Source organism: Bradyrhizobium sp. CCBAU 53340 (assembly GCF_015291645.1).
Classification (GTDB): domain Bacteria; phylum Pseudomonadota; class Alphaproteobacteria; order Rhizobiales; family Xanthobacteraceae; genus Bradyrhizobium.
In genome coordinates, this window is sequence record NZ_CP030055.1 from 5,048,160 (window position 1) to 5,070,703 (window position 22,544).

General features: G+C 62.0%; 19 protein-coding genes and 4 pseudogenes. 6 read left to right on the forward strand and 17 right to left on the reverse strand.

Annotated elements, in window-relative coordinates; all coding sequences use genetic code 11:
- Positions 1-7: 7 nt before the first annotated feature.
- Positions 8-338: pseudogene (locus XH89_RS24135) on the forward strand (NAD-dependent epimerase/dehydratase family protein); the annotation flags it as partial.
- A gap of 2 nt (positions 339-340) precedes the next feature.
- Here the strand turns inward: XH89_RS24135 and istB are convergent.
- From istB to XH89_RS24150, 3 genes and pseudogenes are all read right to left on the reverse strand, one after another.
- Positions 341-1,204, reverse strand: a complete 864-nt coding sequence (gene istB, locus XH89_RS24140) for an IS21-like element helper ATPase IstB (RefSeq protein WP_194462901.1) — start codon at positions 1,202-1,204, stop codon at positions 341-343.
- 8 nt (positions 1,205-1,212) lie between these two features.
- A pseudogene (gene istA, locus XH89_RS24145) lies at positions 1,213-2,703 on the reverse strand (IS21 family transposase); the annotation flags it as partial.
- A gap of 971 nt (positions 2,704-3,674) precedes the next feature.
- Complete coding sequence (locus XH89_RS24150) at positions 3,675-4,037, reverse strand: VanZ family protein (protein WP_371825171.1); 363 nt, start codon at positions 4,035-4,037, stop codon at positions 3,675-3,677.
- A 726-nt stretch (positions 4,038-4,763) separates the two neighbouring features.
- On the opposite strand from XH89_RS24150, the gene XH89_RS41910 reads away from it, so the two are divergent.
- The 5 genes from XH89_RS41910 to XH89_RS24175 all read left to right on the forward strand — a co-directional run bounded on the left by XH89_RS41910 (position 4,764) and on the right by XH89_RS24175 (position 10,231).
- Positions 4,764-4,886, forward strand: a complete 123-nt coding sequence (locus XH89_RS41910) for a hypothetical protein (RefSeq protein ID WP_256439981.1) — start codon at positions 4,764-4,766, stop codon at positions 4,884-4,886.
- Between the two features lie 195 nt (positions 4,887-5,081).
- A complete protein-coding gene (locus XH89_RS24160) occupies positions 5,082-7,496 on the forward strand; it encodes a hypothetical protein (RefSeq protein ID WP_246767597.1) in 2,415 nt (804 codons plus the stop codon).
- 87 nt (positions 7,497-7,583) lie between these two features.
- Positions 7,584-8,627, forward strand: a complete 1,044-nt coding sequence (locus tag XH89_RS24165; RefSeq protein WP_194462903.1) for a TAXI family TRAP transporter solute-binding subunit — start codon at positions 7,584-7,586, stop codon at positions 8,625-8,627.
- Between the two features lie 650 nt (positions 8,628-9,277).
- Positions 9,278-9,877, forward strand: coding sequence for a DsrE family protein (locus XH89_RS24170; protein WP_194462904.1), 600 nt, complete (start codon positions 9,278-9,280; stop codon positions 9,875-9,877).
- A gap of 42 nt (positions 9,878-9,919) precedes the next feature.
- Complete coding sequence (locus tag XH89_RS24175; protein ID WP_246767598.1) at positions 9,920-10,231, forward strand: hypothetical protein; 312 nt, start codon at positions 9,920-9,922, stop codon at positions 10,229-10,231.
- A 208-nt stretch (positions 10,232-10,439) separates the two neighbouring features.
- Here the strand turns inward: XH89_RS24175 and XH89_RS24180 are convergent.
- The 14 genes and pseudogenes from XH89_RS24180 to XH89_RS24245 form a co-directional block, all read right to left on the reverse strand.
- Positions 10,440-10,839, reverse strand: a pseudogene (locus tag XH89_RS24180) (aldo/keto reductase); the annotation flags it as partial.
- 158 nt (positions 10,840-10,997) lie between these two features.
- Entirely contained in the window at positions 10,998-11,981 is a 984-nt protein-coding gene (gene dhaK / locus XH89_RS24185) for a dihydroxyacetone kinase subunit DhaK (RefSeq protein WP_194462905.1), read from the reverse strand.
- A 73-nt stretch (positions 11,982-12,054) separates the two neighbouring features.
- Entirely contained in the window at positions 12,055-12,480 is a 426-nt protein-coding gene (locus tag XH89_RS24190; RefSeq protein ID WP_194468599.1) for a hypothetical protein, read from the reverse strand.
- 1 nt (position 12,481) lies between these two features.
- The gene (ptsP, locus tag XH89_RS24195; protein WP_194462906.1) at positions 12,482-14,101 is read right to left on the reverse strand and encodes a phosphoenolpyruvate--protein phosphotransferase; all 1,620 of its coding nucleotides are present in this window, start codon (positions 14,099-14,101) and stop codon (positions 12,482-12,484) included.
- 1 nt (position 14,102) lies between these two features.
- Positions 14,103-14,405 (reverse strand): HPr family phosphocarrier protein, encoded by a 303-nt coding sequence (locus XH89_RS24200; protein WP_194462907.1) that lies wholly within the window; start codon positions 14,403-14,405, stop codon positions 14,103-14,105.
- 31 nt (positions 14,406-14,436) lie between these two features.
- Positions 14,437-14,829 (reverse strand): dihydroxyacetone kinase phosphoryl donor subunit DhaM, encoded by a 393-nt coding sequence (gene dhaM, locus XH89_RS24205; RefSeq protein WP_011086355.1) that lies wholly within the window; start codon positions 14,827-14,829, stop codon positions 14,437-14,439.
- Positions 14,826-15,449, reverse strand: a complete 624-nt coding sequence (dhaL, locus tag XH89_RS24210) for a dihydroxyacetone kinase subunit DhaL (protein WP_194462908.1) — start codon at positions 15,447-15,449, stop codon at positions 14,826-14,828. Before dhaL ends, dhaM begins: the two co-directional genes overlap by 4 nt.
- Before the next feature lie 13 nt (positions 15,450-15,462).
- Complete coding sequence (locus tag XH89_RS24215) at positions 15,463-16,488, reverse strand: ABC transporter ATP-binding protein (protein ID WP_194462909.1); 1,026 nt, start codon at positions 16,486-16,488, stop codon at positions 15,463-15,465.
- Entirely contained in the window at positions 16,481-17,578 is a 1,098-nt protein-coding gene (locus tag XH89_RS24220) for an ABC transporter ATP-binding protein (RefSeq protein ID WP_194462910.1), read from the reverse strand. Before XH89_RS24220 ends, XH89_RS24215 begins: the two co-directional genes overlap by 8 nt.
- A gap of 10 nt (positions 17,579-17,588) precedes the next feature.
- Entirely contained in the window at positions 17,589-17,789 is a 201-nt protein-coding gene (locus tag XH89_RS24225) for a hypothetical protein (protein ID WP_194462911.1), read from the reverse strand.
- Complete coding sequence (locus tag XH89_RS24230) at positions 17,786-18,748, reverse strand: carbohydrate ABC transporter permease (RefSeq protein WP_194462912.1); 963 nt, start codon at positions 18,746-18,748, stop codon at positions 17,786-17,788. The genes XH89_RS24225 and XH89_RS24230 overlap by 4 nt, the downstream gene beginning before the upstream one ends.
- Positions 18,745-19,719, reverse strand: coding sequence for a carbohydrate ABC transporter permease (locus tag XH89_RS24235; protein WP_210345225.1), 975 nt, complete (start codon positions 19,717-19,719; stop codon positions 18,745-18,747). The genes XH89_RS24230 and XH89_RS24235 overlap by 4 nt, the downstream gene beginning before the upstream one ends.
- A 70-nt stretch (positions 19,720-19,789) precedes the next feature.
- Entirely contained in the window at positions 19,790-21,148 is a 1,359-nt protein-coding gene (locus XH89_RS24240) for an ABC transporter substrate-binding protein (RefSeq protein ID WP_194462913.1), read from the reverse strand.
- A gap of 846 nt (positions 21,149-21,994) precedes the next feature.
- Positions 21,995-22,521, reverse strand: a pseudogene (locus XH89_RS24245) (HpcH/HpaI aldolase/citrate lyase family protein); the annotation flags it as partial.
- Positions 22,522-22,544: the final 23 nt, after the last annotated feature.

Below are 22,544 nucleotides of genomic sequence, written 5' to 3' on the forward strand. Positions count from 1 at the left end.
TCGCAATCTGCGCTACTGCAATCCGGTCGCGGGCGCACGAAAGCGGGCTCGTCGGAGAACACCCGGTGGGCGTCCCCAACAACTAGCTACCGTTTGTGGCGCAGGTGGCGATTGGACGGCGGCAGATACTGCAGATTTGGGGAACCGACAACTATGAAACGCCCGATGGCACCGGAATCCGAGACTTCATTCATGTAGTCGATCTCGCATCGGGGCATTTGAGTGCCTTGCGCCACCTCGGACGGCCCGGCGTGCTCACGATCAATCTTGGCACGGACAACGGCAGCAGCGTTCTGGACGTCGTTCGCACATTCCAGACAGCGAGCGGGCGCTCAGTCCCCTAATCGGCCTGCAAATTTGACCCCTCATCGGCGTCCAATTTTGACCCCTTCGTGCGGCGGGTTTTGCTGGTAGCGCTCGTCTCGTCGGAGCTGGCCGGGATTGCGGAGGCGAGACGAGCGCGGGTGGCGTGATCGTCGTCTCGGCTCTTGAACCGCCAGCTATCGTTGCCGGTCTCGACAATGTCGCAGTGATGGGTCAGCCGATCGAGCAGCGCGGTGGTCATCTTCGCATCGCCGAACACGCTCGGCCATTCGCCGAAGGCGAGATTGGTGGTTACGATGACGGACGCGCGCTCATAGAGCCGGCTGACGAGGTGGAAGAGAAGCTGGCCACCGGACTGGGCGAAGGGCAAATAGCCGAGTTCATCCAGCACGATGAAGTCCATCCGGGTCAGATGCTCGGCGAGCCGACCTTGCCGTCCGTTGCGGGTCTCAGTCTCGAGGCGATTGACGAGGTCGACGACGTTGAAGAAGCGGCCGCGGGCGCCGGATCGGATGCAGCTTCTGGCGATGGCAATGGCCAGGTGGGTTTTGCCTGTGCCGGTGCCGCCAACCAGCACGACGTTACGTTGTTGGGCGATGAAGCCGCCGCCAGCGAGATCATTGACGAGAGTCTGATTGATCGGCGTGCCATCGAACTGGAAGTCGGCGATGTCCTTTGCAAGCGGCAGCTTGGCAATGGTGAGCTGGTATTTGATCGAGCGGGCCTGCTTCTCGTTGATCTCGGCGTTGAGCAGATCGCCGACAATGCGCTGAGGTTCGTGCTGTCGCTTGACGGCAGTTGCCATGATCTCGTCGAAGGCAGCCTTCATGCCGTAGAGCTTGAGTTCGCCCATGAGGTCGAAGATTTGAGTTCGTTCCATCAGATGGTCCTCCGGAGGTTGTCATAGCGGGCACAATCGGCGATCGGCGCATGACGGAGCGTCAGTGCGGCCGGCGTCATGATGTTGGCCGGTGGGGCGGGTTCGCGTTGCCGGGCCAGGATGTTGAGAACGACATCGGCGGAATGGACGCTGTGACTGAGCGCTTCGGCACAGGCCGCTTCCACCGCGGGCAGACCGTCAGTCAGCACCGCGTTGAGGATGTCGACCATCTGCCGATTGCCGTCGTCGGTGCTGGCAAGCTTGCGCCGGATCCGCTCGATCGCGGCCGGCAGCACCCAGTCTTTGAAGGGAGCGCCGTTGCGCAAGGCGCCGGGTTTGCGGGCGAGCACCGGCACATAATGCCAGGGGTCGTAGACGGTATCGCCGCGGCCAAAGGATCGCGGGTGCTCGGCAACGATGCGTCCATCCTGACGGATCACAATGCGATCGGCATAGGCTTGAACCTCGACCGGTCGTCCGACTGCGCTGGCTGCGACCGAGTACTTGTTGTTGTCGAAGCGCACCAGGCAGGTCTTCGAGACCGATGCCGTCACCGCATGGAAGCCGTCGAAGCGGCCGGCATAGGGAACGAGTTTGGGGCGTTCGGCTTCGAACACTTCCCAGATCGTCTGATCGACCAGCTCCGGATGGCGATGAGCCTTGGCGTAGGCGATGCATTTGTCGAGCGGCCAGGCGTTTAACTCGTCGAGGTTTTTGAACCGCAGCCGCGGCGTGAAGAATCGTTCCCTGACCAGTCCGACCTGATTCTCGACCTGCCCCTTCTCCCAGCCGGAGGCGGGCGTACAGGCCACCGGATCGACCAGGTAGTGGCTGCACATCTGCAGGAAGCGGCGATTGTAGAGACGCCCTTTACCGACGAAGATCGTCTCTACGGCGGTCTTCATGTTGTCGTAGATGCCGCGGGTGCAGGTGCCTTTGAACAGGGCGAACGCCCGGTCGTGGGCGTCGAACACCATCTCCTGCGTCTCCCGCGGATAGGCCCGCACGAACAGCATGCGGCTGTGACAGAGCCGGACATGGGCGGCCTTCACCATCACCGTGGTGCCGCTCAGCAAGACCACCTCGTGGCTCCAGTCGAACTGGTAGGCTTCGCCGGGGGCAAAGCTCAGCGGGACATAAGCGGCCGCGGTCGATTGCCCGCGTTCTTTGCTCCACCGCCTGGCGTAACGCCGCACCGCATCGTAACCGCCGTCATAGCCGCGGCCGCGCAGCTCTTCGAAGATCCGGATCAACGTCAGCTGTTCACGAGCCGATTTAGCCGCGTTCGCCGCCAGCAATCCGTCAAGCTCTACTGCCCATCGTCCCAGCTTTGGTCGCGGCTGCACCTGCCGCTCGTACTCGAAGGAGGTCTCTCCCGACCTCAGCACCTTCCGAACCGTGTTCCGCGACACCTTCAGGTCACGGGCGATCTCCTTGATCGTCTTGCCCTTGATGAAGTGCTCGCGCCGGATCCGGGCAATCGTCTCCACGATCAGCATCCCCCACCACCTGCTTCGTTCCAAAGCAGGCAGCGCAACAGACCAATCTGTAGGGGGTCAGTTTTGGACGCCGATCCCCCGGCTTAGGGGGTCAATATTGCAGGCCGAATGACACCTATGAAATCAGGGAGCGCCCGGCCGGTGACGTCGCCGTCTGCTTTGCAGACCCGACGTTTGCGCTCCAGGCATTGGGTTGGAAGTCGACCCGGTCGTTGCAGCAAATGTGTACGGACCATTGGCGTTGGCAGCTGAAAAACCCCGACGGCTACAATGGTAGCGAGCTTCCGAAAGTTCAGGAGCCGTCCGGGCATTTCCGCCGTCACGGCTGAGTGTGCGCCCTAAAGGTGTTCGAACGGGCGCCGAAGGCTCCGACCGAATGAGCGTGTTTGGAGCTACGGCGGCAAGCATACCGCTCATCAGAGGTAGCTCGTATTGACCCAAAATCTCCAAGCCGCAGAGCGAGGCTACAGGTAAGATGCTCTCGCGTGGGGATTTTCGATGCCACACTATCGTGCATTCGTTCTGGACGAACACGGCCAATTGGGGGGCGTGGTCAACCTTCACTGCCCAGATGACGCGTCCGCGACCGAGCGGGCTGGGCTGTTGGCGGACGGCCACGAGGTTCAACTCTGGCGGCTGGTTGCCGAGCTCAAACTTGGCGATCCACGGCACCGACCCAAGCGGCGCCGGGGCTCCCGCGCACCAATGCACTGAGCTCGATCAGCGTTGCGCGTTTGCCTCGCGGTCAGCTCCGCTGACAATCTGCATACGGTTCGACTGTGCCCCCTCGCCGGCTAGCGCATCAGCGACGCCGTGCCAACGGTAGACGCCGGTAAAGCCGCCTGACCGTGGCCGCGGCTGACGTGCGCCGCTGGCCGCGTTTGAGAGAAGCTGCCGATTTCCCCCGGCATGTGGCACGCAAGACGCCTTGCGCGAGGCCGATCAGCCTGTCCATTAAAAACGTTCGCGCGTCAATGGGTCGGGACTCCGCCAAATTGCGCCATCATCCGGTCGGCAGCTGCGGACAACGCGAAGCCGACGCAGGCCGACAGCGCGTCGACCATAAAATCTCCAAACCTCGCGTGTCGTCCCGGCACCCATAGTTGCATGATCTCGAGCAGGCCGATCAACGCAACGGCGACCACTGAAGCAGTCCAGCGGCGCTGCGGATAGGCAAGCCCGAAGACGATCCCGACCAGAAGGAAGGCGAGCGCGTGATCGGCGTGCTGTCCGAAAACAGGGTGAGGCCGAACGTCCTGAGGTCCGAGCGTTACGAAAGTGACAGCGGCCGCGAGCAGCCACGCGACGAACCGAAGAAGAGCGCTAATAATCACCAGAGCGCCTCGATTGGTAGCCCCAGCCGGGGTTTCTGAGACTCGACTTCAAGAACATGCTCCCTCCGACGGCAAGTCAATAATCGCGCCCGTCAGCAAGTATTCTTCGTAGACCGCGCCGAGGCCGCGAACCTTCAACGATCCAGTCGCCTGCAGGCTTCCGGCTCCGGCCAGATCAACCTGCCAGTTTCCACGCTGAGCTTGCGGGACTGCAGCAGGGTGTGTTCGTACGCAGTTGCATCATGTAGCGACGCTAGCTTCCGAGTGGTGGAACACCCGGTCAATCGTTACAACCTGCTCCTGACACGTGAGTGCAGAATTCCGGATGTGCGTGGACAAAAGGAGAGTACTCCAAAGGATCGGACACCAAGCCGAAATCCGGATGTGGCCTTCAACGGCTCGACGGTTCGGGCTTACGCGCTTGCTCAGGATCAGCATACGGCCGATTAAATGCGAAACATCCTTGGATGCTCGACATACAATTTCAAATAGCGGTTGGTACAGGCTGATTCGCACAGGGAGTACCCGTCCATGGCAGTCGTTCTAAAGCGCCGTTTCTCGGCAAAGGTTGAGGGCAATGCAATGGCGATCCCGGAAGGCGCTACTCGGAGCCCAGCTTGTCGATTAGTCGCGCGCAGACCATTGAATGGGACGGCCAAGCCCTGAGCGGCTAGTTAGACTTCGACGGAACGCCGACGAAAGTCTCAGCAGACCGGGAAACAATCCATGCCCATGCGCCCGGGCTTTAGTGACGCACTCAACTGGGAAATCGACCGGCATCTGGATGAGATTTTTTATAAGCTGCTGCCGTTTTTTAAAGCAGAAAAGGCGAAATTTCTAGCGCGGTGATTGTGTTGCACGGGAGAATTGTCGATCCGTTTGTTTCGGCCAAATGGACCACCAACCTGGAGTCGCGAAATACACGGAAAGAAACTTTGAGCAGTTAACGACGTCGATGATCAGACACATCCGTGGCCTAACCCAAAAGTGGTGGGGAGGGTCCTCCATGCGAGCTATATGACTCGCGTAAAGATGGAGGGCATAATGAAGCATCCGAAAGACGCCGTATCGCCACGCGACGTGATCGCAGATGAGTCGCACGGTCATGCTCAACGAGGAAGTGAAGTGATGAAGATGTCCCTCATGCGGGGACAATGTGCCCCCCTGTACATGACAGGGGTGATGCTCGCTATGGCATGGGCGTTGGAAACGGAGGCGTCTCCGGCTCAGCCACGGCACCCAGCAGATCCGCAACAGGCGACGACTACCCGCCATCCCATCTCTGACGAGTTCAAGACCTTGCCGCCGCGCCCAGGCGGCAACGACAAGTCGATGCAGATTGCTCAAGCTACGACTGGCGACACAGGAGCTCTGCAACAACTTCCGGAACGGCACGGCGACTGGGCAGAGTCACTGTCCTGCGAACTTGTTCTTGCAAGGCGCGACATCGAGTTGCTGCAACATCTCGAGCAGGAGCACGATCGGGCCGAGTGGCTGGTGCAGGGTCTTGACGCGGCGCGGCGCGAGGTGGAGAGCCAAAAGGCGCTGGCGATGAAGGCCGTCGAGGAAGCTTCCCGACTGAAGGAAGCTTTCCGGCTGAATCAAGCGGGCGAGAGCGGCGCGGCTGAGCTGCAGATATCGTTGCAGCAGGAACGCGATCGGTCAGCACGGCTGGAGCGGGATCTCGCAGCCGCGCGGCGCGACGTCGAAACCCAGATCGCGCTGGCGACGACAGCAGGCGAGGAAACGTCCCGGCTGAAACAGGCGGCCGAGAGCGGCGCGGCTGAGCTGCAGAAGACGCTGCAGCAGGAACGCGATCGGTCAGCACGGTTGGAGCAAAATCTCGCAGCAGCGCGGCACGATGTCGAAACCCAGACTTCGCTGGCGAGGACGGCAGGTGAGGAAACGTCCCGGCTGAAACAGGCTGGCGAGAGCGGCGCCGCGGAGTTGCAGAAGACGCTGCAGCAGGAACGCGATCGGTCAGCACGGCTGGAGCAGGATCTTGCAGCAGCGCGGCGCGATGTCGAAACCCAGACTGCGCTGGCGACGACGGCAGGTGAGGAAGCGTCCCGGCTGAAACAGGCGGGCGAGAGTGGCGCCGCAGAGTTACAGAAGACGCTGCAGCAGGAGCGCGATCGGTCAGCACGGCTGGAGCAGACTCTCGCAAACGCGCGGCATGACCTCGAGTTCCAGGCTGCGCTTCTCGCAAAGGCAAACGAGGAAGTTTCGCAGCGAAGCCGGGGGGCGGAGGCCAACGCCGCGGACTTGAGGCAATCGATGCAGAAGGAGCGTGAAAGGGCCGACACGCTTGCACAGGATCTCTCCCTCACGCGAAGCGCTATTTATGCATACGAGGCGCAAACGGCCCTGTTGGCGAAAGCCAGCGAGGGCGCGTCCCCGCTGAATGCGGCAGAAGAGAGCGGCGCGACGAAGTTGCAGAAATCGCTGCAACAGGAGCGGGATCGGACTGGCCAGCTGGAGCAGGCGCTTGCGACCGCACGACGAGATATCGATACGCAGACCGCGCTGGCGGCGAAAGCGAGCGGGGAGGTCACCAAGCTCACGCAGGCGGTAAAAGCCGCCGCTGCGGAGCAGAGCCGATCAATCCAGAAAGAGCATGACAGAGCCGAAGCGCTGGCGCAGGATCTCTCGAGTGCGCGGACCAAGATCTACGCATACGAAGCTCAAGCCAAAGCCAGCGAAGAAGCGGCACAGCTCAAACGGGAGCAGGACAGCAACATGGCCTCCTCGTGCCAATCACAGCAACAGGAGCGCGATCGGGCCGAGCAGTTGGCCCGGGATCTGGCAAAGGCAAACAACGATCTTCAGGCGCAGACCGAACGAGCATCCAAAGCGAGCGAGGGGGCCCTGGCGATCAAGCAGGCCAAGGAGCGAGACTCGGCCGAACTGCGCAGCATGTTGCAGCGTGAGCGCGAGCGGGTCCAGAAGCTGGAAACGGAGATCGCATCGGCGCATCCGGACAATGGCGCATTCGTGGCGAGATTTCCTTCTATCGCGCCTCAGTTCGCGGCGGCCGGAACGATTTTGCGTGAGCAGCCGATCGGAGCACTGACGCAACAGCTCAAAAGCGCGCCTGTTCTGGAAAGCCGCGGGCCAGATGAGCAGGTCCACGATCAGACTACAGGACTCCGAGACGCAAAAGAGGTCCGGGTCAATTCCGACGAAGCAGCGCAGGTCGCGAGGCTGGTCGCGCGCGCGAGCTTGCTGCTTGAACAGGGAGACATCGGATCGGCACGGACCATACTCGAGCACGTCATCCGAATGGGGAGCGCGCAGGCCATCTTTGTGCTCGCGGAAACCTACGATCCGCTCACCCTTCCTAGCTTTGGAACGTACGGAACTCATGGCGACGCGAGCCGCGCTCGAGATCTCTATGCGCAGGCCGAAGTCAGAGGAATCAAGGAGGCCAAGCCGCGACTCGACGCTTTAGGTCGATAGCGCGATGCCCAACGGCCATTTTACAGAACACCACGCGTTTTCCGACAGCGCCGACCCGCTCGGCGCACATATAGAGGACGATGATTGATGAAAGAGGTCATCGGATTGAACCGGCTGCTCTTCCTCGCGGCGTTTGCAGCATTCCTCCTGATCCCGCATTCCTGGACGGATGCCCGGCCACAGAATGTTCACCCTCTCAAGGTTCGACTGACGCGGCCCGAGGTACTGCCGCCAAGACCTGAGACGGTCTTGATGAACTCCTGGACAATCGGGCTGGCTGGAGGTCTGCTCGAGGGTGCGCCGATCCGCCTGGCAGCGGAGATCGCGCGAGTGGTCGACGACGGAGATAACTTGCACGTTCTCCCGGTTGTCACTCGCGGGGCCACGGAAAACTTGAACTCGCTGCTCTATCTGCGCGGTATCGACGCGGCCATCATCAATTCCGACGCTCTTGAAGAGTACAAAGCCCAAGTGCCGGACATCCAGAGACGAATTGCGTACGTCCTCAATCTGTTTCCGTCCGAGCTGCATATTTTCGTTCGACCGGAGATCCAGAGCTTGAGCGATCTTACCGGCAAGAAGGTGAACTTCAATACGCAAGGCACCGCTGCGGCCTATTCAGGGCCGATGATCTTCAGTCGACTCAATCTCGATGTGGAGAAGATGTTTATTCCGCATCAGGTCGCGCTCGAACAGATGCGCAAGGGCGATATGGCAGCCGTCGTCTTCATCACATCGAAGCCTGTGGGGGCCTTCGTGCGAGGAAAGTGGGAATCTGGATTCAAGTTCCTACCCCTTCCCTATGACGCCAGATTAGAGGACTATTATCTTCCGGCCGCCCTCAGCGAAGCCGACTATCCCAGTCTGATCAAGCCGGGCGAGCAGATCTCAACGATCGCCGTGCCGACCGCTCTGGTTGCCTTCAATTGGCCAGCCAAATCGAATCGCGCCGAGCGCCTTTCACGCTTTATCGACCACCTGTTCTCCCGGATCGACAAACTGCAGGGACCGGGTTTCGACCCGAAGTGGAAATCCATCAACCTCGCTGCGACAGTTCCGGGCCTCACGCGCGTTCCTGCAGCGCAGGCTTGGCTGGATCGTCAGCAACGCCCAACACAAGCATCACAATGAACCGCACCGTAGTCCTGCTTCTCATTTCTTTCGGAGCCACGACCGGCATGGCGTCAGCTCTGGATTCGACGACGGAGTTGGACTCCTGCCTTCAGAGGCCACACACGGAGCGCCTCGGGTGTCTCGACAAATTAACGCGAACCATTGCACCCCACCCTCGCCAGTCGCCCGAAGACGAGTGGATCGTCAGCCTGACGACCTCGCCGATAGACTACTCTCCAATCGCAACTGCTACGACATCGTCGCGCAGCGGGATCGCCGACGCCGCAATGCAATTGTCCATCCGATGTCGCGGCGGTCAGACCGAATTGATGCTGACGGGACCCGGCATCGCCCACGAAGGGCGCGGCGATGCAATTTCCTATCGCGTCAACGATAGCCCGGCCGTGCAAGTAGCGGCGGGCACCCCGACGTCCGGACCCGGCATTGCGTTCACGGGTGACGTTGTTCGCTTACTGCAGTCGCTTCCGAACAGCGGGGACCTAATTGTCCAGCTCTCACCACGGGGCGGAACAACCTATGTCGGAACATTTTCCCTTGCCGGGCTCGAGGCGGTGCGCACAAAGATGGCGGCTGCTTGCAAATGGTCGCGAGCGATCGCGGCGCCCGGTCATTGATGCGTGCTTGTGAATCGTTTGACGGAGGCGGATATGATCAAGTTTCAACATACTGCCGAAGCGTTTGCGACGGCAGCCATTGCTGTTTTGGTGTCCGCATCGTTTGCGAGCGCTGAGCAGGGTGGAAGATACTGGACCCCGGGAGACGCGCAGCCCGTCCAGCAAAGGGTGACGCATCTAGGACGGCATGGAGCGCGGCCGGCGACGCTGATGCGAAAAGTATCACCGGCTGCCCATGTGGAGCAGTCGGGGATACTGAAGGCGAGAGAGCATCATCTAATCCTGCAGGTAAACTCAAATGACGCCCCGGCGATGAACCTCGCGCTCAACAACGCAGCAAATGTGACCCAATACTACAAAGACATCGGTGAGAAGGTGAAAATCGAGGTTGTCACATTTGGGCCGGGCCTTCACATGCTGCGGGAAGACACATCTCCCGTAAAGGCGCGCATCGAAGAAATGGCCCTAAGCATGCCTGAGGTTTCATTCAAGGCCTGCGGTAACACCCAAGAGAAAATGAAGCAGGCCGAGAACAAAGACATACCGATCGTTCGTCAGGCGGAGATTGTGAAATCCGGCGTCGTGCGCGTGATGGAATTGCAGGAGATGGGGTGGACCTACGTCAAACCGTGAGCCGGCGCCATCGGCGCGGGCACCCGCCCGAAGCATCAACTCATGACCTTCGGCGAGAGAAAACGTGTCGAAGTGCATTTCGCCCGGCAGTCGCGGTGCCGAGACTTCATTCACGGCGAGAGAGGCATGCCGGGACCAACCCCAACCAACCTCCAGTTTCCGGCTGGTTCGCGCATCCGAGTCACGCCTGCAGCAGGCCGCCGTCTGGCTGGAAGAACCGGTACGGTGATCGGCGCTGGATACTACCCGAAAAGCATCCGTCTAGTCCTGGACGGGTCAAAACTTCCAATCACTTTGCACGCCGATTATTTGGCGCCGATAGAGAGCGACATCGGTTCCAACACATCGGATTGACGGTGAGCACTGCATTCCTTGATCACGGGAACACTGGTCACCTCGCCAAAACGCAACGAACGCAAGCGGACATAGGTGAAACCGCAATTAAGTCAACGAAGCTGATCAATCTTCCGCCGCTGATAGCGGTCTGGTTGCAGGTTCGAGTCCTGCCGGGCCCACCATGCTTCGCCCTCCTTCGGGCTTCGCTTGGCGCAGCCCGCGCAGGAACCGGCGGCGGATTCAGCCGCACGAAACCATCCTGGATGAGATAAGGATAGGACGGGCGGCATGACTGCACTCTCGGCGTGGAGGCGATCGAGCTGCTCCGCGATTAGGGACCAGCCGACCGCGCCGAGATTGTCACGCAACTGCGCCTCGTTGCGGGCGCCGATGATCACCAAGGAGATTGTGGGGCGCGACAGCAGCCAGGCGATGGCGTCCTGCGGCGCGGTGCGATTGGTCTCGGCGGCGATCGCGTCGAGCACGTCGACGATGGCGTAGTGCCACTTCTCGTCCACGGGCGGACCGAACTGCGCCGTTCCGTGCAGGCGGCTGTTTTGCGGCAAGGGCTGATCGCGCCGGATCTTGCCCGTGAACCGACCCCAGCCGAGGGGACTCCAGTGCAACAACGGCGCGCGCCAGAGGTCCTCTCAGCCCCAAAAAAGATGCCGTGCCCGAAGGACACGGCGAGTTTCAGGGAGGGTGAAGCGGAAGAGGTCCGTGTGAGCCCGGCGACCGTTGGCCAGAGCGCAACCTAAAAATCAGCGGCGGCCGACCTGCGCCGTCACCATTTCAACGCGGCGGTACGCACGGGATGGTCCCACAGCGCCCGGGTCTCGGTGTCGAGCAGGCTCACGGTGAGCGAGCACCCGGCCATGTCCAGCGAGGTGACATAGCTGCCGACCAGCGAGCGAGCGATGTGCAGGCCGCGCTCTTCAAGCATCCGGCGTGCCGCGTTGTACATCAGATAGAGCTCGATGGCAGGCGTGGCGCCAAATCCGTTGACGAGCAGCAGGGCCTCGTTGCCTTCGCCCGCGTCGAGATCCTCGGCGATGGCCGTGGTCATCTCGAAAGCGATGGCATCGGCGCGCTCCAGCTTGACGCGGCGGCGGCCCGGTTCGCCATGGATGCCGACGCCGACCTCCATTTCGTCTTCAGCGAGCGCGAAGGTCGGCGTGCCCGCGGCAGGCACCGTACAGCTTGTCAGCGCCACGCCCATCGAGCGCGTCCGCGCGTTGACGCGCTCGCCGAGCGCAACGCATGCCTGCAGGTCGGCGCCCTTCTCGGCGGCCGCACCGACGATCTTCTCGACGATCAGAGTGCCGGCCACGCCGCGACGACCGATGCTGTGAGTCGAATTCTCGACCGCGACGTCGTCGTCCGTAACGATGGTGGCCGTGCGCCCCTCGGCAATCTCGGCCGCCATTTCGAAATTCATGCGATCGCCCGCGTAGTTCTTCACGATGAAGAGCACGCCGGCATCGCCGGCGACCGCTTGCGCCGCCTCGACGATCTGATCCGGCGTCGGCGAGGTGAAGACCTGGCCCGGACAGGCCGCATCGAGCATGCCATAACCGACGAAGCCTGCATGCAGCGGCTCGTGCCCGCTGCCGCCGCCTGATATGAGCGCGACCTTCCGCGAATTGAGCTCGCGGCGCCGCACGAATTTCCGCTCGGGCCCGAGCGTCACGAGATCCGCGTGCGCGGCTGCCAGCCCGTCGAGGCTCTCGGCAAGCACGCCGTCGACCGAATTGATGAATTTTTTCATGTTCTCCTCCCCGCTCCCGCTGTTTGCGCATGATCTTTTCGGAAAACCGCGTCGCACTTTTCCGGATCATGCTTCAGGCTTGGCGCTCATTTTTCCCCATGATCGCACTCAGGCGCCGCGCGAATTCCTGCAGCAGCGCATCGAGCTCCGCATTGCGCTTCGCGCTGCCGAGATCCGGCAGGTGCAGCGTCAAGGTCCGCTCATGCGCCCCTTCTGTTAGACGGCCAATCCGGCGCGGATGCGCCCGTGCATAGGCACGAAGGAACGCGGCCTTGGCTTGTGGCGGGAAATGACAGACATCGAAGATCGTGTTGAGGTGCTGCACGGGGATCGGCACCGGATAGGCCGGATTGCTGATCTGGCTGACGAAGCTGCGGTTCTTCCCCATGGCATGGGCTAGGCGCAGCCGCATGCCTGACGGGCGACTCTCGAGCACCTCCTTGAAGATGCGCTTGTAGACCGCAACCGCGCCTGCCTCGGCCGGCTCATCGATCGCCATATCAGCCAAGCCCGCCTCCGCTGCTCAAGCGGTCGATGGTATGCTTGATCTGCGCGAGCGACGAGGCATTCACCGACAATTGGCGCAGGCCGCAGTTCAGGAGTGCGGGCAAGCAGCGCTCCTCGCCCGCCATGTCGCCGCACAGGCTGACGCTGGTGCCAGTGCGACGTCCGTGCTCCGCGGTTCGCGCGATCAGTTCGAGGACGGCCGGATGCAAGGAATCCATCAAGGGGGCGAGAGCTCCATTGGAACGGTCGCAGGCAAGGACATATTGCGCGAGATCGTTCGAGCCGATCGAGAAGAAGGCGGCCTTGAAGGTCGCGATCGCCAGGGCCGCCGCCGGGACCTCGACCATGATTCCCAGCTCCGGGAGCATCGCGGCAATGCGCTCGGCCTGCAAGCTCTGCACGATGTCGGCGAACAGCTTCCGTCCCGCCTCGAGCTCGTCCGGAGCCGTGACCATCGGAAACATGACCCTTAGATTTCCGCGCACGGCCGCACGAGCCAGTGCGCGGAGCTGCACGGTGAAGATCTCGGGGCGGGCGAGGCAAAGCCGCAGGCCACGCACGCCGAGGAAGGGATTGGCTTCGCCGTCGATTGTAAATCCGGGTACCGGCTTGTCGCCGCCGGCATCAAAGGTACGAATGGTGACCGGACGCCGGTCGGCCCAGCGCAGAACGGCATCGTAGGCGCGATACTGCGTCTCCTCGTCGGGCAGGCCGCCGCGCTCAGCGAGCAGAAACTCGGTTCGCATCAACCCGATGCCGTCAGCATATTGTGCGTCGGCATGATCGAGATCCTCGACACGCTGAATGTTGATGAGCAGCTTGATCCGCTCCCCGCGCCACGATGCGGTCGGCCGCCGCAGGATCGCCCGCGCGGAGGCCCGGCTCTTGCGATGGATTTCGCGCCGCTGCTCGAACAACCGAAGCTGCTCGGCACTGGGATCGAGCTCGAGGGTCGCGCCTTCGCCGTCGAGCAGCGCCGTCGCGCCGACTTGCGGAATGGCACCGAGCTGCACGACCATGGGGATGCCCCGCGCGCGCGCCAGCATCGCGACATGGCTCGTCGGGCTGCCGCGCAGCAGCGCAAGTCCACCGCCGGCCGACCAGTCGATCTCAAGAAAGCGCGAGGGCGGCAGATCGTCGGCGCAAACGACAGAGCCGCCCGGAATCTCCGGGCCCCGTCCCTCGCCGCCCCGCAAATTCGCGATCACGCGGTCGCGCAGGTCGGCAAGGTCAGAAGAACGCGCCTTCAGATATTCGTCCTCCGCCGAATTGTAATCGCCAATCTGCGCGTCGAGCGCCGAGCACCACGCGACGTCCGCGCCATTTCCCTCGCCGATCGAGGAGAAGATCGCCTCGATCAAATCCTGGTCCTCCAGGAGCGCGACCTGGAATTCGAGAATCTGCGCAGCCTCTCCGCCCGCGATCGCTGCCAGTTCCGCGATCTGGCCGCTGGCGAGATCGATCGCTTTGCGCAGGGCCAGCGCCTCCTCGACCAGCGTGCCTGCAACCCGCTCGCACGTGGTGCTCGCGTCGACACGAACGAGCGGACCACGGGCGAAGCCGATCGAGGCGGTCCTGCCGCGGTAGGCTAGTCCTGTCGCGCTGCCCTGCATGCTAGGAGGCCTCGTCCGGAAAGTCGGTTGCGATCAGGTTAACCAGCGCCGCGACCGCGGCCTCTGCGTCATGGCCGGACGCCTTGATCTCGATCGTGCTGCCGTGAGCCGCGCGCATGGCCATGATCTTGGCCACGCTCTTGGCATTGATCCACTCGGCGGCGCCCGCGACCCGGACCGAAATCTGGGCCTGGAACTTCTTGGCCAGCTTGGTCAGCTTGACCGCCGGGCGCGCATGCATGCCCACCGCGTGCACCAGCCGCACATTCCCGGTGATAATCTGGCCGTCCGCTTTATCCAGCATCGTCTTATTCCATCATCGTTTCGCCGACTGATCAGTCAGCAGAGAGTTCCTCGGCCACGGCCTTCACCTGAGCCAGCGAACTGCCGCCCGCCGCCTCGGTCGCCGCCATCACGGCGCCCTCGACGATCGGTGCGTTGCATACGACAACGAGATCGCGCCGTGCCGGCTCCAGCATTTCGACCGCCATCTCGCTGTTCGTTTCAGCGCCGCCGAGATCGACAAGGATCGCCACGCCCTTCGCCGACCAGGCGTCGTTGATGGCGTCGATGATCAGCGACACGCTGGTGCCGAGCCCGCCATCGGGATTGCCGCCGCAGAAGGCCACCTTGACCTCGCTGCCGACCATCTGCCGCACCATGTCGGCAGTGCCTTTGGCAATGTCCTTCGAATGCGAGACGATCACGATTCCAACGGTATCAGTCATTGCTTCCCCTCCAGGCTCGCGCATACCGCCTGCACGAGCACACAGCTCGAGCGCGCGCCGGGGTCGACATGTCCGACGCTCCGCGGCCCGAGAAACGAGGCCCGCCCCTTGGTGGCCTGCATGGGCGCAGTCCGCTCGACCGCCTCCGCGGCCGTGTTGCGGACTCGCGCGATCAGGTCCGGCTGGCCGGCCGCAGTCTTTAGCGTCTCCAGCACTGGAACGAGCACGTCGAGCATGGTCTTTTCACCGGCGTGCGAGCGGCCGCGGGCGCTGACGGCGTTGACGCCGCTGCCAAAGACATCGGCGATGTCCTCAGGCAGATGCCTGTCGTGCGACAGCGCCTCGCCTGCGGCTAGGAAGAAGCTGCCGTACAGCGGGCCGGAAGCACCGCCGACCGTCATCACCAGCGTCTTGCCGATCGTCTTCAGCGCCTCATCGAACGGCTGTTCGGAGATCGCATCGAGCTTGCCGAGCACGGCTTCGAATCCGCGCTTCATGTTGAATCCGTGGTCGCCGTCGCCGATCGCCTGATCCAGGCTCGTGAGCTCCGGCGCGCTGGCAATGACCTGCTCGGCGGCCACCTTGACCAGCGATTTGAACGTCTCGGGTTGCAGCGACATCGCGTTTGATCCTCTAAAGAACCATTGCCGGGAGGCGCTGACCGTCGCGGTCGAAGCAGAGCGGATGCACCAGATCCAGCTCGACCTCCTGACCGGCATGCAGCGGTTGATGCGGATCCGCAAGCGTGACCAGCATCTCTCCCTTATAGTCCAGGTGAACGTGATTCTGCTCGCCGAGGTGCTCGACCCGGCGCACCCGGCCGACCATCGGCCCGCCATTGCGCGCCGCGAGGCGAAGGTGCTCGGTGCGGATGCCGACCGTCTCCGTTCCCGGCGGCACCGGCACTTCCGACAACAGCCGCGCGGAGAGGAAATTGATCTGGGGTGTACCGAGGCGCGAAGCGACATAGCTCGAGGACGGACTCTCGTAGATCTCCCGGGGTGTACCGAGCTGGAGCAGCTCGCCGTCCTTGATCACGCCGATCCGGGACGCCATCGTCATGGCCTCGACCTGATCGTGGGTCACATAGAGGATGGTCGCACCCAGCTCGAGCTGAATCCGCTTGAGCTCCAGGCGAAGCTCGGCGCGGAGCTTGGCGTCCAGCGACGACAGCGGCTCGTCCATCAGATAGATCGAGGGATCGCGGACCAGCGCGCGGCCGATCGCCACCCGCTGCATCTCGCCGCCCGAAAGCCGGGTAGCACGATTGTTCAGCTTGCTCGCGATATGCAAGAGCTCCGCGGTCTGCTCCACGCGCTTCTTGATGACCGGCTCCGGTACCCGTCGCGCGGGCGAGCGCAGCGGGAACGCCAGATTGTCGTAGACGGTGAGATGCGGATAGAGCGAATATTGCTGGAAAACGAAGGCAATATCGCGCGCTCCCGGCGGATCCTGCGTGACGTCGCGTCCGTCGATCATGACCGAGCCGGAATCGGGAGTCTCGAGCCCGGTGATCAGCCGCAAGGTCGTGGTCTTGCCGGCGCCGCTCGGCCCGAGCAGCACCATGAACTCTCCGTCATTCACCGAGAGCGAGAGCTCGCGCACCGCCTCCACCGCGCCGAAGCGCTTTCTGATGTTGCGCAGGGCGACGTCAGCCATGATTTGCGCTCCCCTCGTTGGCGGTTCGTATCGCAAGGCCGCTGGCGACGTCGAACAGCACCAGTCGCTCGGAACTGAATTCAAGGCCGACCCGCTCGCCGATCCGCACCGGCGCGCTGGAGGGCAAGCGCGCCGCAATGCGCCCATGCGCGGTGTCGACGGTGATGATCTGCGTGGTCCCAAGATACTCGGCGCCAAAAACCTCGCCGCGGACGGGTGCCGCGTCGGCGAAGCGGATATGCTCCGGACGAACGCCGAGTGCCATACCGGCGCTGGCGCGATCCTCCCGGATCTCCGGGACCGCGATGCTGGCGTCATGGAAGTCGATCATCCGATCACCGGATCGCAGGCCTGCCTCGAAGCGCAGGAAATTCATCGGTGGCGAGCCGATGAAATCGGCCACGAACATGCTCGCGGGCCGATCATAAATCTCTTGCGGCGGGCCGATCTGCTCGACGCGTCCCTTGTTCATGACCGCGATCTGATCCGCCATCGACATTGCCTCGAGCTGGTCATGCGTCACGTAGACGGTGGTCGCACCGATGCGATCATGCAGGTCGCGGAGCTCGCTGCACATCAGATGACGAAACTCGGCATCGAGCGCGCCCAGCGGCTCGTCCATCAGAAACGCCTTTGGCCGGCGTACCATGGCGCGCCCCAACGCAACGCGCTGCCGGTCGCCGCCCGACAACTTCGACGTCTTGCTCGACAGCAGATGCTCTATTCGCAGCAATTTGGCCGTCTCCTGCACCCGCTCGCGAATATCTCGTCGGGCCATGCCCTGGCACTTCAAGGGAAAGCCGATATTGTCGAAGACATTCATGTGCGGATACAGAGCGAAAAGCTGGAATACGAAGGCGATATCGCGCGCGGATGCGCGCTGGAAGGTCACGTCCTCACTGTCGAGCAGGACCTTTCCCTCGGTCGGCAGCTCCAGGCCAGCAATCATGCGCAAGGTCGTGGTCTTGCCGCAGCCAGAGGGCCCGAGCAGCGCAAAGAAGGTGCCGTCGTCGATGGTGAAGTTCGAGCCTTCGACGGCCGTAAACTGATCGAAGGATTTGCGCAGGTTTTCGACGCGGATTTGTGCCATGGCTAGCGCCCTATTCCGGAAAATGGCTAACGATGACGTAGCCGACCGTGCCGACGAGGATCGTCACAAAGGAATAGCTGTACAGATCGATCGACCATGGCTGCACCAGCATGATGATGCCGCCCCCGATCAGGGTCATCGCGCCGGCCTCCCACGGCCCGCGACGGAACCAGCGAGACATTCCACTTCTGGCAGCCGCTGAACCGCTCATTTGCGCACAGCTCCGAAGGTGATGCCGCGCAACAGGTGCTGGCGCAACAACACCGTGAACAGCACGATCGGCACGACGAACAGGGTGGTCGCGGCGGCCACCGCCGGCCAATCCTGCCCGCCCTCGCCGATGATGAAGGGAATGAAGGGCGGCATGGTCTGCGCCTCGCCGCTCGTCAGGAGAACCGCGAAGGCGTATTCGTTCCACGAGAAGATCAGGCAAAAGATTGCGGTGGCCGCAATTCCCGTGACGGCCTGCGGCAACACGACCTTGCGCAGGGCCTGCAGCCGCGTGTAGCCGTCGACAAGAGCAGCCTCCTCATATTCGCGCGGGATTTCGTCGATGAACCCCTTGAGCAGCCAGACCGCGAGCGAGACATTCACAGCGGTATAGAGCAGAATCATTCCGAGCCTGGTGTCGGTCAGGTTGAGCTGCCGGTACATCAGATAGATCGGGATCGCCACGGCAACCGGCGGCATCATTCGCGTCGACAGGATAAAGAACAGGAGGTCGTCCGCCAGAGGAATGCGGAAGCGCGAGAAAGCGTAGGCCGCGAGCGTGCCGAGAAAGACGGCCAGGAAGGTCGAGCCGAACCCGATAATCAGCGAGTTGACGAAGCGCGGCACGACCTTCGACGGTCCGGCAATCACCATGTCGTGCTGGCGCACGAGCTTGTCGTACCAGGTCTCCGGCGGTGGCAGCTTGGCGATGAAGTCCGGCGTCTGGCGGGTGCGCACGGTAAACAGGTTGACGTAGCCTTCCAGCGTCGGCTCGAAGATCACCTTCGGCGGATAGGCGATCGCATCGCTCTGCGACTTGAATGCAGTGGCGACGATCCAGAGCAGCGGCAGGATCGTGATCACGGCGTAGAGGATGACGAGGCTGCCGGCCACGGCCTTTGCGCGCGGCGAGGCCTCGACGATGGAATGAGCGGTAGACTTGGTGAGGACAGCGGTCATCGTTGCTTCACCTTGTTGAGCGCTTTGACGTAGATGTTGGCGGCACCGAACACGGTTACGAACAGGATGATGGCGAGCGCGCTGGAATAGCCGGTACGCCATTTCTCGAACGCGGCGCGCTTCAGCGTGATCGAGACGAGCTCGGTGGTCGATCCCGGTCCTCCCGAGGTCAGGAGATTGACCATGTCGAACATCTTGAAATTCTCGATGGCGCGGAACAGCACTGCCAGCATCAGGAACGGCACGGTCATCGGCAGCGTGATCGACCAGAACTGGCGCCAGGCCGAGGCGCGGTCGACCTCCGCCGCCTCGTAGATGTAGTCGGGGATGGAGCGCAGGCCGGCGAGGCAGATCAGCATGACGTAGGGCGTCCACATCCAGGTATCGACGAGAACGATGGTCCAGGGTGCGAGCGAGACCTGCCCGGTCATGCTGAACGAGCTCGGCGGCACTCCCGTGAACAGGCTGATCAGGTAGTTGAACGGACCGATCTGCGGCTGCAACAGCAGCGTCCAGAAATTACCGACCACCGCCGGCGACAGCATCATCGGCAGCAGAATGATCGTGGTCCAGAAGCTGTGGCCGCGGAACTGGCGGTTGATCAGAAGCGCCAGGCCATAGCCAATAACCACCTGCAATGCCACCGACCAGATTACGAATTGCGCAGTGGTTTGGAGCCGGATCCAGACGTCCTCGTCGGTGAGGATATCTCTGAAATTGTCCAGTCCGACGACCCGTAGCGGCAGATAGGACATGCTGAGGTTGAGGCTGGTGAAGGACAGCCGGATCATCCACACCAGCGGAAAGATGTTGATGGCTAGCAATAGCGCGATCGTCGGCGCAACGAACAGCCAGGCGATGGTCCGATCCGACAGGCCGCGGACGCGCCGCGTCGCGCGAGATTTGGCGGGCTCGCTCACGCCGGCGATTGTAGCATGATCCGGTTGAAAGGTCGTCGTCATCTTGTCCATCGGTTGGCTGGTTCGGCTTCCCCGAGGCACTTCCTCGGGGAAGCCAATTGGGTTCACGCGAATACCGTGCTTATTGCGACGCGACCTTCTTGCCCTGCTCCTTGAAGACCTTGGTCCAGTCCTTGACCAGGAGATCGAGCGCCTGCTGCGCGGTGCCCTTGTCGGCAACGACGTAGTCATGCACCCGCTTCTGCATGTCGAGCAGCAGTTGTGCGTAGGACGGCTCCGCCCAGAAGTCCTTCACGATTCCCATCGACTCCAGGAATTGCGGCGCGAACGCCGCGCTCTTCGGGAAGTCGGGCGCATCGACCACAGCCTTGAGGGCTGAGTAGCCGCCGATCTGCCACCACTTCTGCTGCACGGCGGGCTGCGCGAACCATTTGATGTAGGCGAGCGCATCGTCCTTGTGGTCCGAGGTCGCGACCACCGAGATACCCTGTCCGCCGAGCTGGGTGAAATGCCCGTTCGGACCGGCCGGATTGACGAAGAAGCCGATTTTGTCGCCGCCGACATTCGGATCCTTGTAGAGGCCCGGGAAGAAGGCGAACCAGTTCATCTGCATCGCCACCTGGCCGGACTTGAACGCATCCAGTCCTTCCTGCATGTAGGCGTTGGTCATGCCAGGCGCCGTGCAGCACTTGTAGAGTTCCTTGTAGAACTCGAGGCCCTTGGCCGCCTCGGATGAATTGACGACGCCCTGCATCTGGTACGGCTTCTTCGGGTTGTCGTAGCTGAAGCCGTAATTGTAGAGCACGTTGGTCACGCCCATGGTGATGCCTTCGGAGCCGCGCTCGGTGAAGATGTAGGCGCCGTAGACCTTCTTGCCGTCGATCTCGCGGCCCTGGAAGAACTCCGCGATCTGCTTCAACTCGTCATAGGTCTTCGGCGGCGCGAGGTCGCGACCGTATTTGGCCTTGAACGCAGATTGAATGTCAGGCCGCGAGAACCAATCTTTGCGATAGGTCCAGCCCACCGCATCGGCCATGGCCGGCAGCGCCCAATAGTTCGGCGAGTTCTTCGGCCACTGCGAATAGCCGACGACCGTCGCCGGGACGAAGTCGTCCATCGATATCTTCTCCTTGTCGAAGAAATCGTTGAGCTTGACGTACCACTTGTTCTCAGCGGCGCCGCCAATCCACTGGCTGTCACCGATGATCAGGTCGCAGAGCTTGCCATGGGAGTTGAGCTCGTTGAGGAAGCGATCGGCATAGCTTGTCCAGGGGACGAACTCGTATTTCATCTCGATGCCGGATTGCTTGGTGAAGTCCTTGCCCAATTCGACTAGTGCGTTGGCCGGATCCCATGCCGCCCAGCACAGCGTGAGCTGCTTGTTCTGGGCTGCGGCCTCGCCGCCGCCGAACACCCCAAGCGCAGCGGCCGCAAGGACCGCGGACGCCGTCGTACCTCGTAGCCAATTCAATCTTCGCATATCCGTTTCCTCTCTATCGTTGAAGCACCTAACCCGCTCAGCGCGCGCCTTGCCGGAACGACGCCAAGACCCTGAAACCGAGTTGATGAGCGATGATGGAGAACGAGACAAAGCGTTTCCGGAAACGAGTCCGGATGGCTGGGCTCCTCCCACACATCGGCCCGATGCGCGATGTTTATCTTTTCTATAGTACTAAACTTATTGCCAAATTCCGGACGTCGTCAAGCCGGTTTGTCGCTAGCCTCGCGAAAAGATCTGCGACGTTCGCGCGCACAGGCGGGATGTTCGCAACGCAGCAAAATTCCTTGGATTTTGTCGGGAGATTCGATTGCCTATCTGGCGCCGCGGAGCAATCCAGCCCGCGCCTGGATAACCAACAAGCCAGAAGTTGGCCATCGCCAAGCATGTTTAGCAAATGGCTTTACTGAACGTTCAACAAAGCGATTAAGAGCGTGAGCAGTCTCATCGGCCGAAATCTGCTAGACTATCGCCGCGGACCGCACCTGTTTCGCCCCAGAAACGACCTCGCCAAAGCGCAGCTAACGCGATCGAACTCAAGCAATGGGCGCAGCAAGTTCGACCAGGGGGCTGCACGGAGCGGGATGCGAGGGTGGCCCCTCATGTTTCCAGCAACTGATGCCGATCGTCAGCACTCACGTATCTTCCTGCCCTCGGAAACAATGGCGTGCTCTTCCGCTGATCCGAGCCAGCCCGATCTCATCTCACGAGCTCTGTGACGAGACTTTTTCTTGATCTCCCGGTGCACACGTCGCGCACACGCCGCCTTCTAAGCAATTGAAGAAATCATGGGCAAGTTTGAGCTAGCTTCAACCATCGAAGTCCAACTTAATCCCATAACCGACCGAGCATCCTCATGACGCCCATCAGTCCGATGCGAAGAAACGGATCTGAGTGAATATAGAAATATCGCACCCCGTGTTCGAGCCAGGACGGCAATTCGTCTGAGGTCACGAGCGTTCCGGCGACCTTGCCGGAAGCGCGGATCTTCTTCACTGCAAACGCGACGCGATCCATAACGGCCTGCGGCCGCGGCTGGCCGAACGGCGGTGCCGGGGGATAGCCCATGTTCTGTGAGAGGTCCCCGGGCCCGATGAAGAAGACATCAATTCCTTCCACTGCGGTCAGTTCCTCGATGTTGTCGATCGCCTGCGGCGTCTCGATCATGGCGATGACGAGCCGTTTCTCGTAGTCGGCGGGACAGGCATATCGCACCGCTTCGACGATGGCCCGCGCCTGATCGGCGGTATCGACCCGTCGGCACCGGCATTGAGATAGCGGATCAGGAGCGGCCGCTCATGCGAGTGCGGCCGGACGATCGCCGCGCCGCCTGCGCCGCGAATGGCCTGGACGGTCGGCGGGTCCGTGACGAGGCACG

Excerpts from the sequence above, each read along its gene's own strand:
- XH89_RS24225 (WP_194462911.1), bottom strand. The coding sequence starts at position 17,789 with ATGAGCGGTTCAGCGGCTGCCAGAAGTGGAATGTCTCGCTGGTTCCGT.
- XH89_RS41910 (WP_256439981.1), top strand. The coding sequence starts at position 4,764 with ATGCCCATGCGCCCGGGCTTTAGTGACGCACTCAACTGGGAAATCGAC.
- dhaL (WP_194462908.1), bottom strand. The coding sequence starts at position 15,449 with ATGTCGCTGCAACCCGAGACGTTCAAATCGCTGGTCAAGGTGGCCGCC.
- dhaM (WP_011086355.1), bottom strand. The coding sequence starts at position 14,829 with ATGACTGATACCGTTGGAATCGTGATCGTCTCGCATTCGAAGGACATT.
- XH89_RS24200 (WP_194462907.1), bottom strand. The coding sequence starts at position 14,405 with ATGCTGGATAAAGCGGACGGCCAGATTATCACCGGGAATGTGCGGCTG.
- XH89_RS24165 (WP_194462903.1), top strand. The coding sequence starts at position 7,584 with ATGAAAGAGGTCATCGGATTGAACCGGCTGCTCTTCCTCGCGGCGTTT.
- ptsP (WP_194462906.1), bottom strand. The coding sequence starts at position 14,101 with ATGCAGGGCAGCGCGACAGGACTAGCCTACCGCGGCAGGACCGCCTCG.
- dhaK (WP_194462905.1), bottom strand. The coding sequence starts at position 11,981 with ATGAAAAAATTCATCAATTCGGTCGACGGCGTGCTTGCCGAGAGCCTC.
- XH89_RS24215 (WP_194462909.1), bottom strand. The coding sequence starts at position 16,488 with ATGGCTGACGTCGCCCTGCGCAACATCAGAAAGCGCTTCGGCGCGGTG.
- XH89_RS24190 (WP_194468599.1), bottom strand. The coding sequence starts at position 12,480 with ATGGCGATCGATGAGCCGGCCGAGGCAGGCGCGGTTGCGGTCTACAAG.
- XH89_RS24235 (WP_210345225.1), bottom strand. The coding sequence starts at position 19,719 with ATGGACAAGATGACGACGACCTTTCAACCGGATCATGCTACAATCGCC.
- XH89_RS24230 (WP_194462912.1), bottom strand. The coding sequence starts at position 18,748 with ATGACCGCTGTCCTCACCAAGTCTACCGCTCATTCCATCGTCGAGGCC.
- istB (WP_194462901.1), bottom strand. The coding sequence starts at position 1,204 with ATGGAACGAACTCAAATCTTCGACCTCATGGGCGAACTCAAGCTCTAC.
- XH89_RS24220 (WP_194462910.1), bottom strand. The coding sequence starts at position 17,578 with ATGGCACAAATCCGCGTCGAAAACCTGCGCAAATCCTTCGATCAGTTT.
- XH89_RS24170 (WP_194462904.1), top strand. The coding sequence starts at position 9,278 with ATGATCAAGTTTCAACATACTGCCGAAGCGTTTGCGACGGCAGCCATT.
- XH89_RS24240 (WP_194462913.1), bottom strand. The coding sequence starts at position 21,148 with ATGCGAAGATTGAATTGGCTACGAGGTACGACGGCGTCCGCGGTCCTT.
- XH89_RS24160 (WP_246767597.1), top strand. The coding sequence starts at position 5,082 with ATGAAGCATCCGAAAGACGCCGTATCGCCACGCGACGTGATCGCAGAT.
- XH89_RS24175 (WP_246767598.1), top strand. The coding sequence starts at position 9,920 with ATGACCTTCGGCGAGAGAAAACGTGTCGAAGTGCATTTCGCCCGGCAG.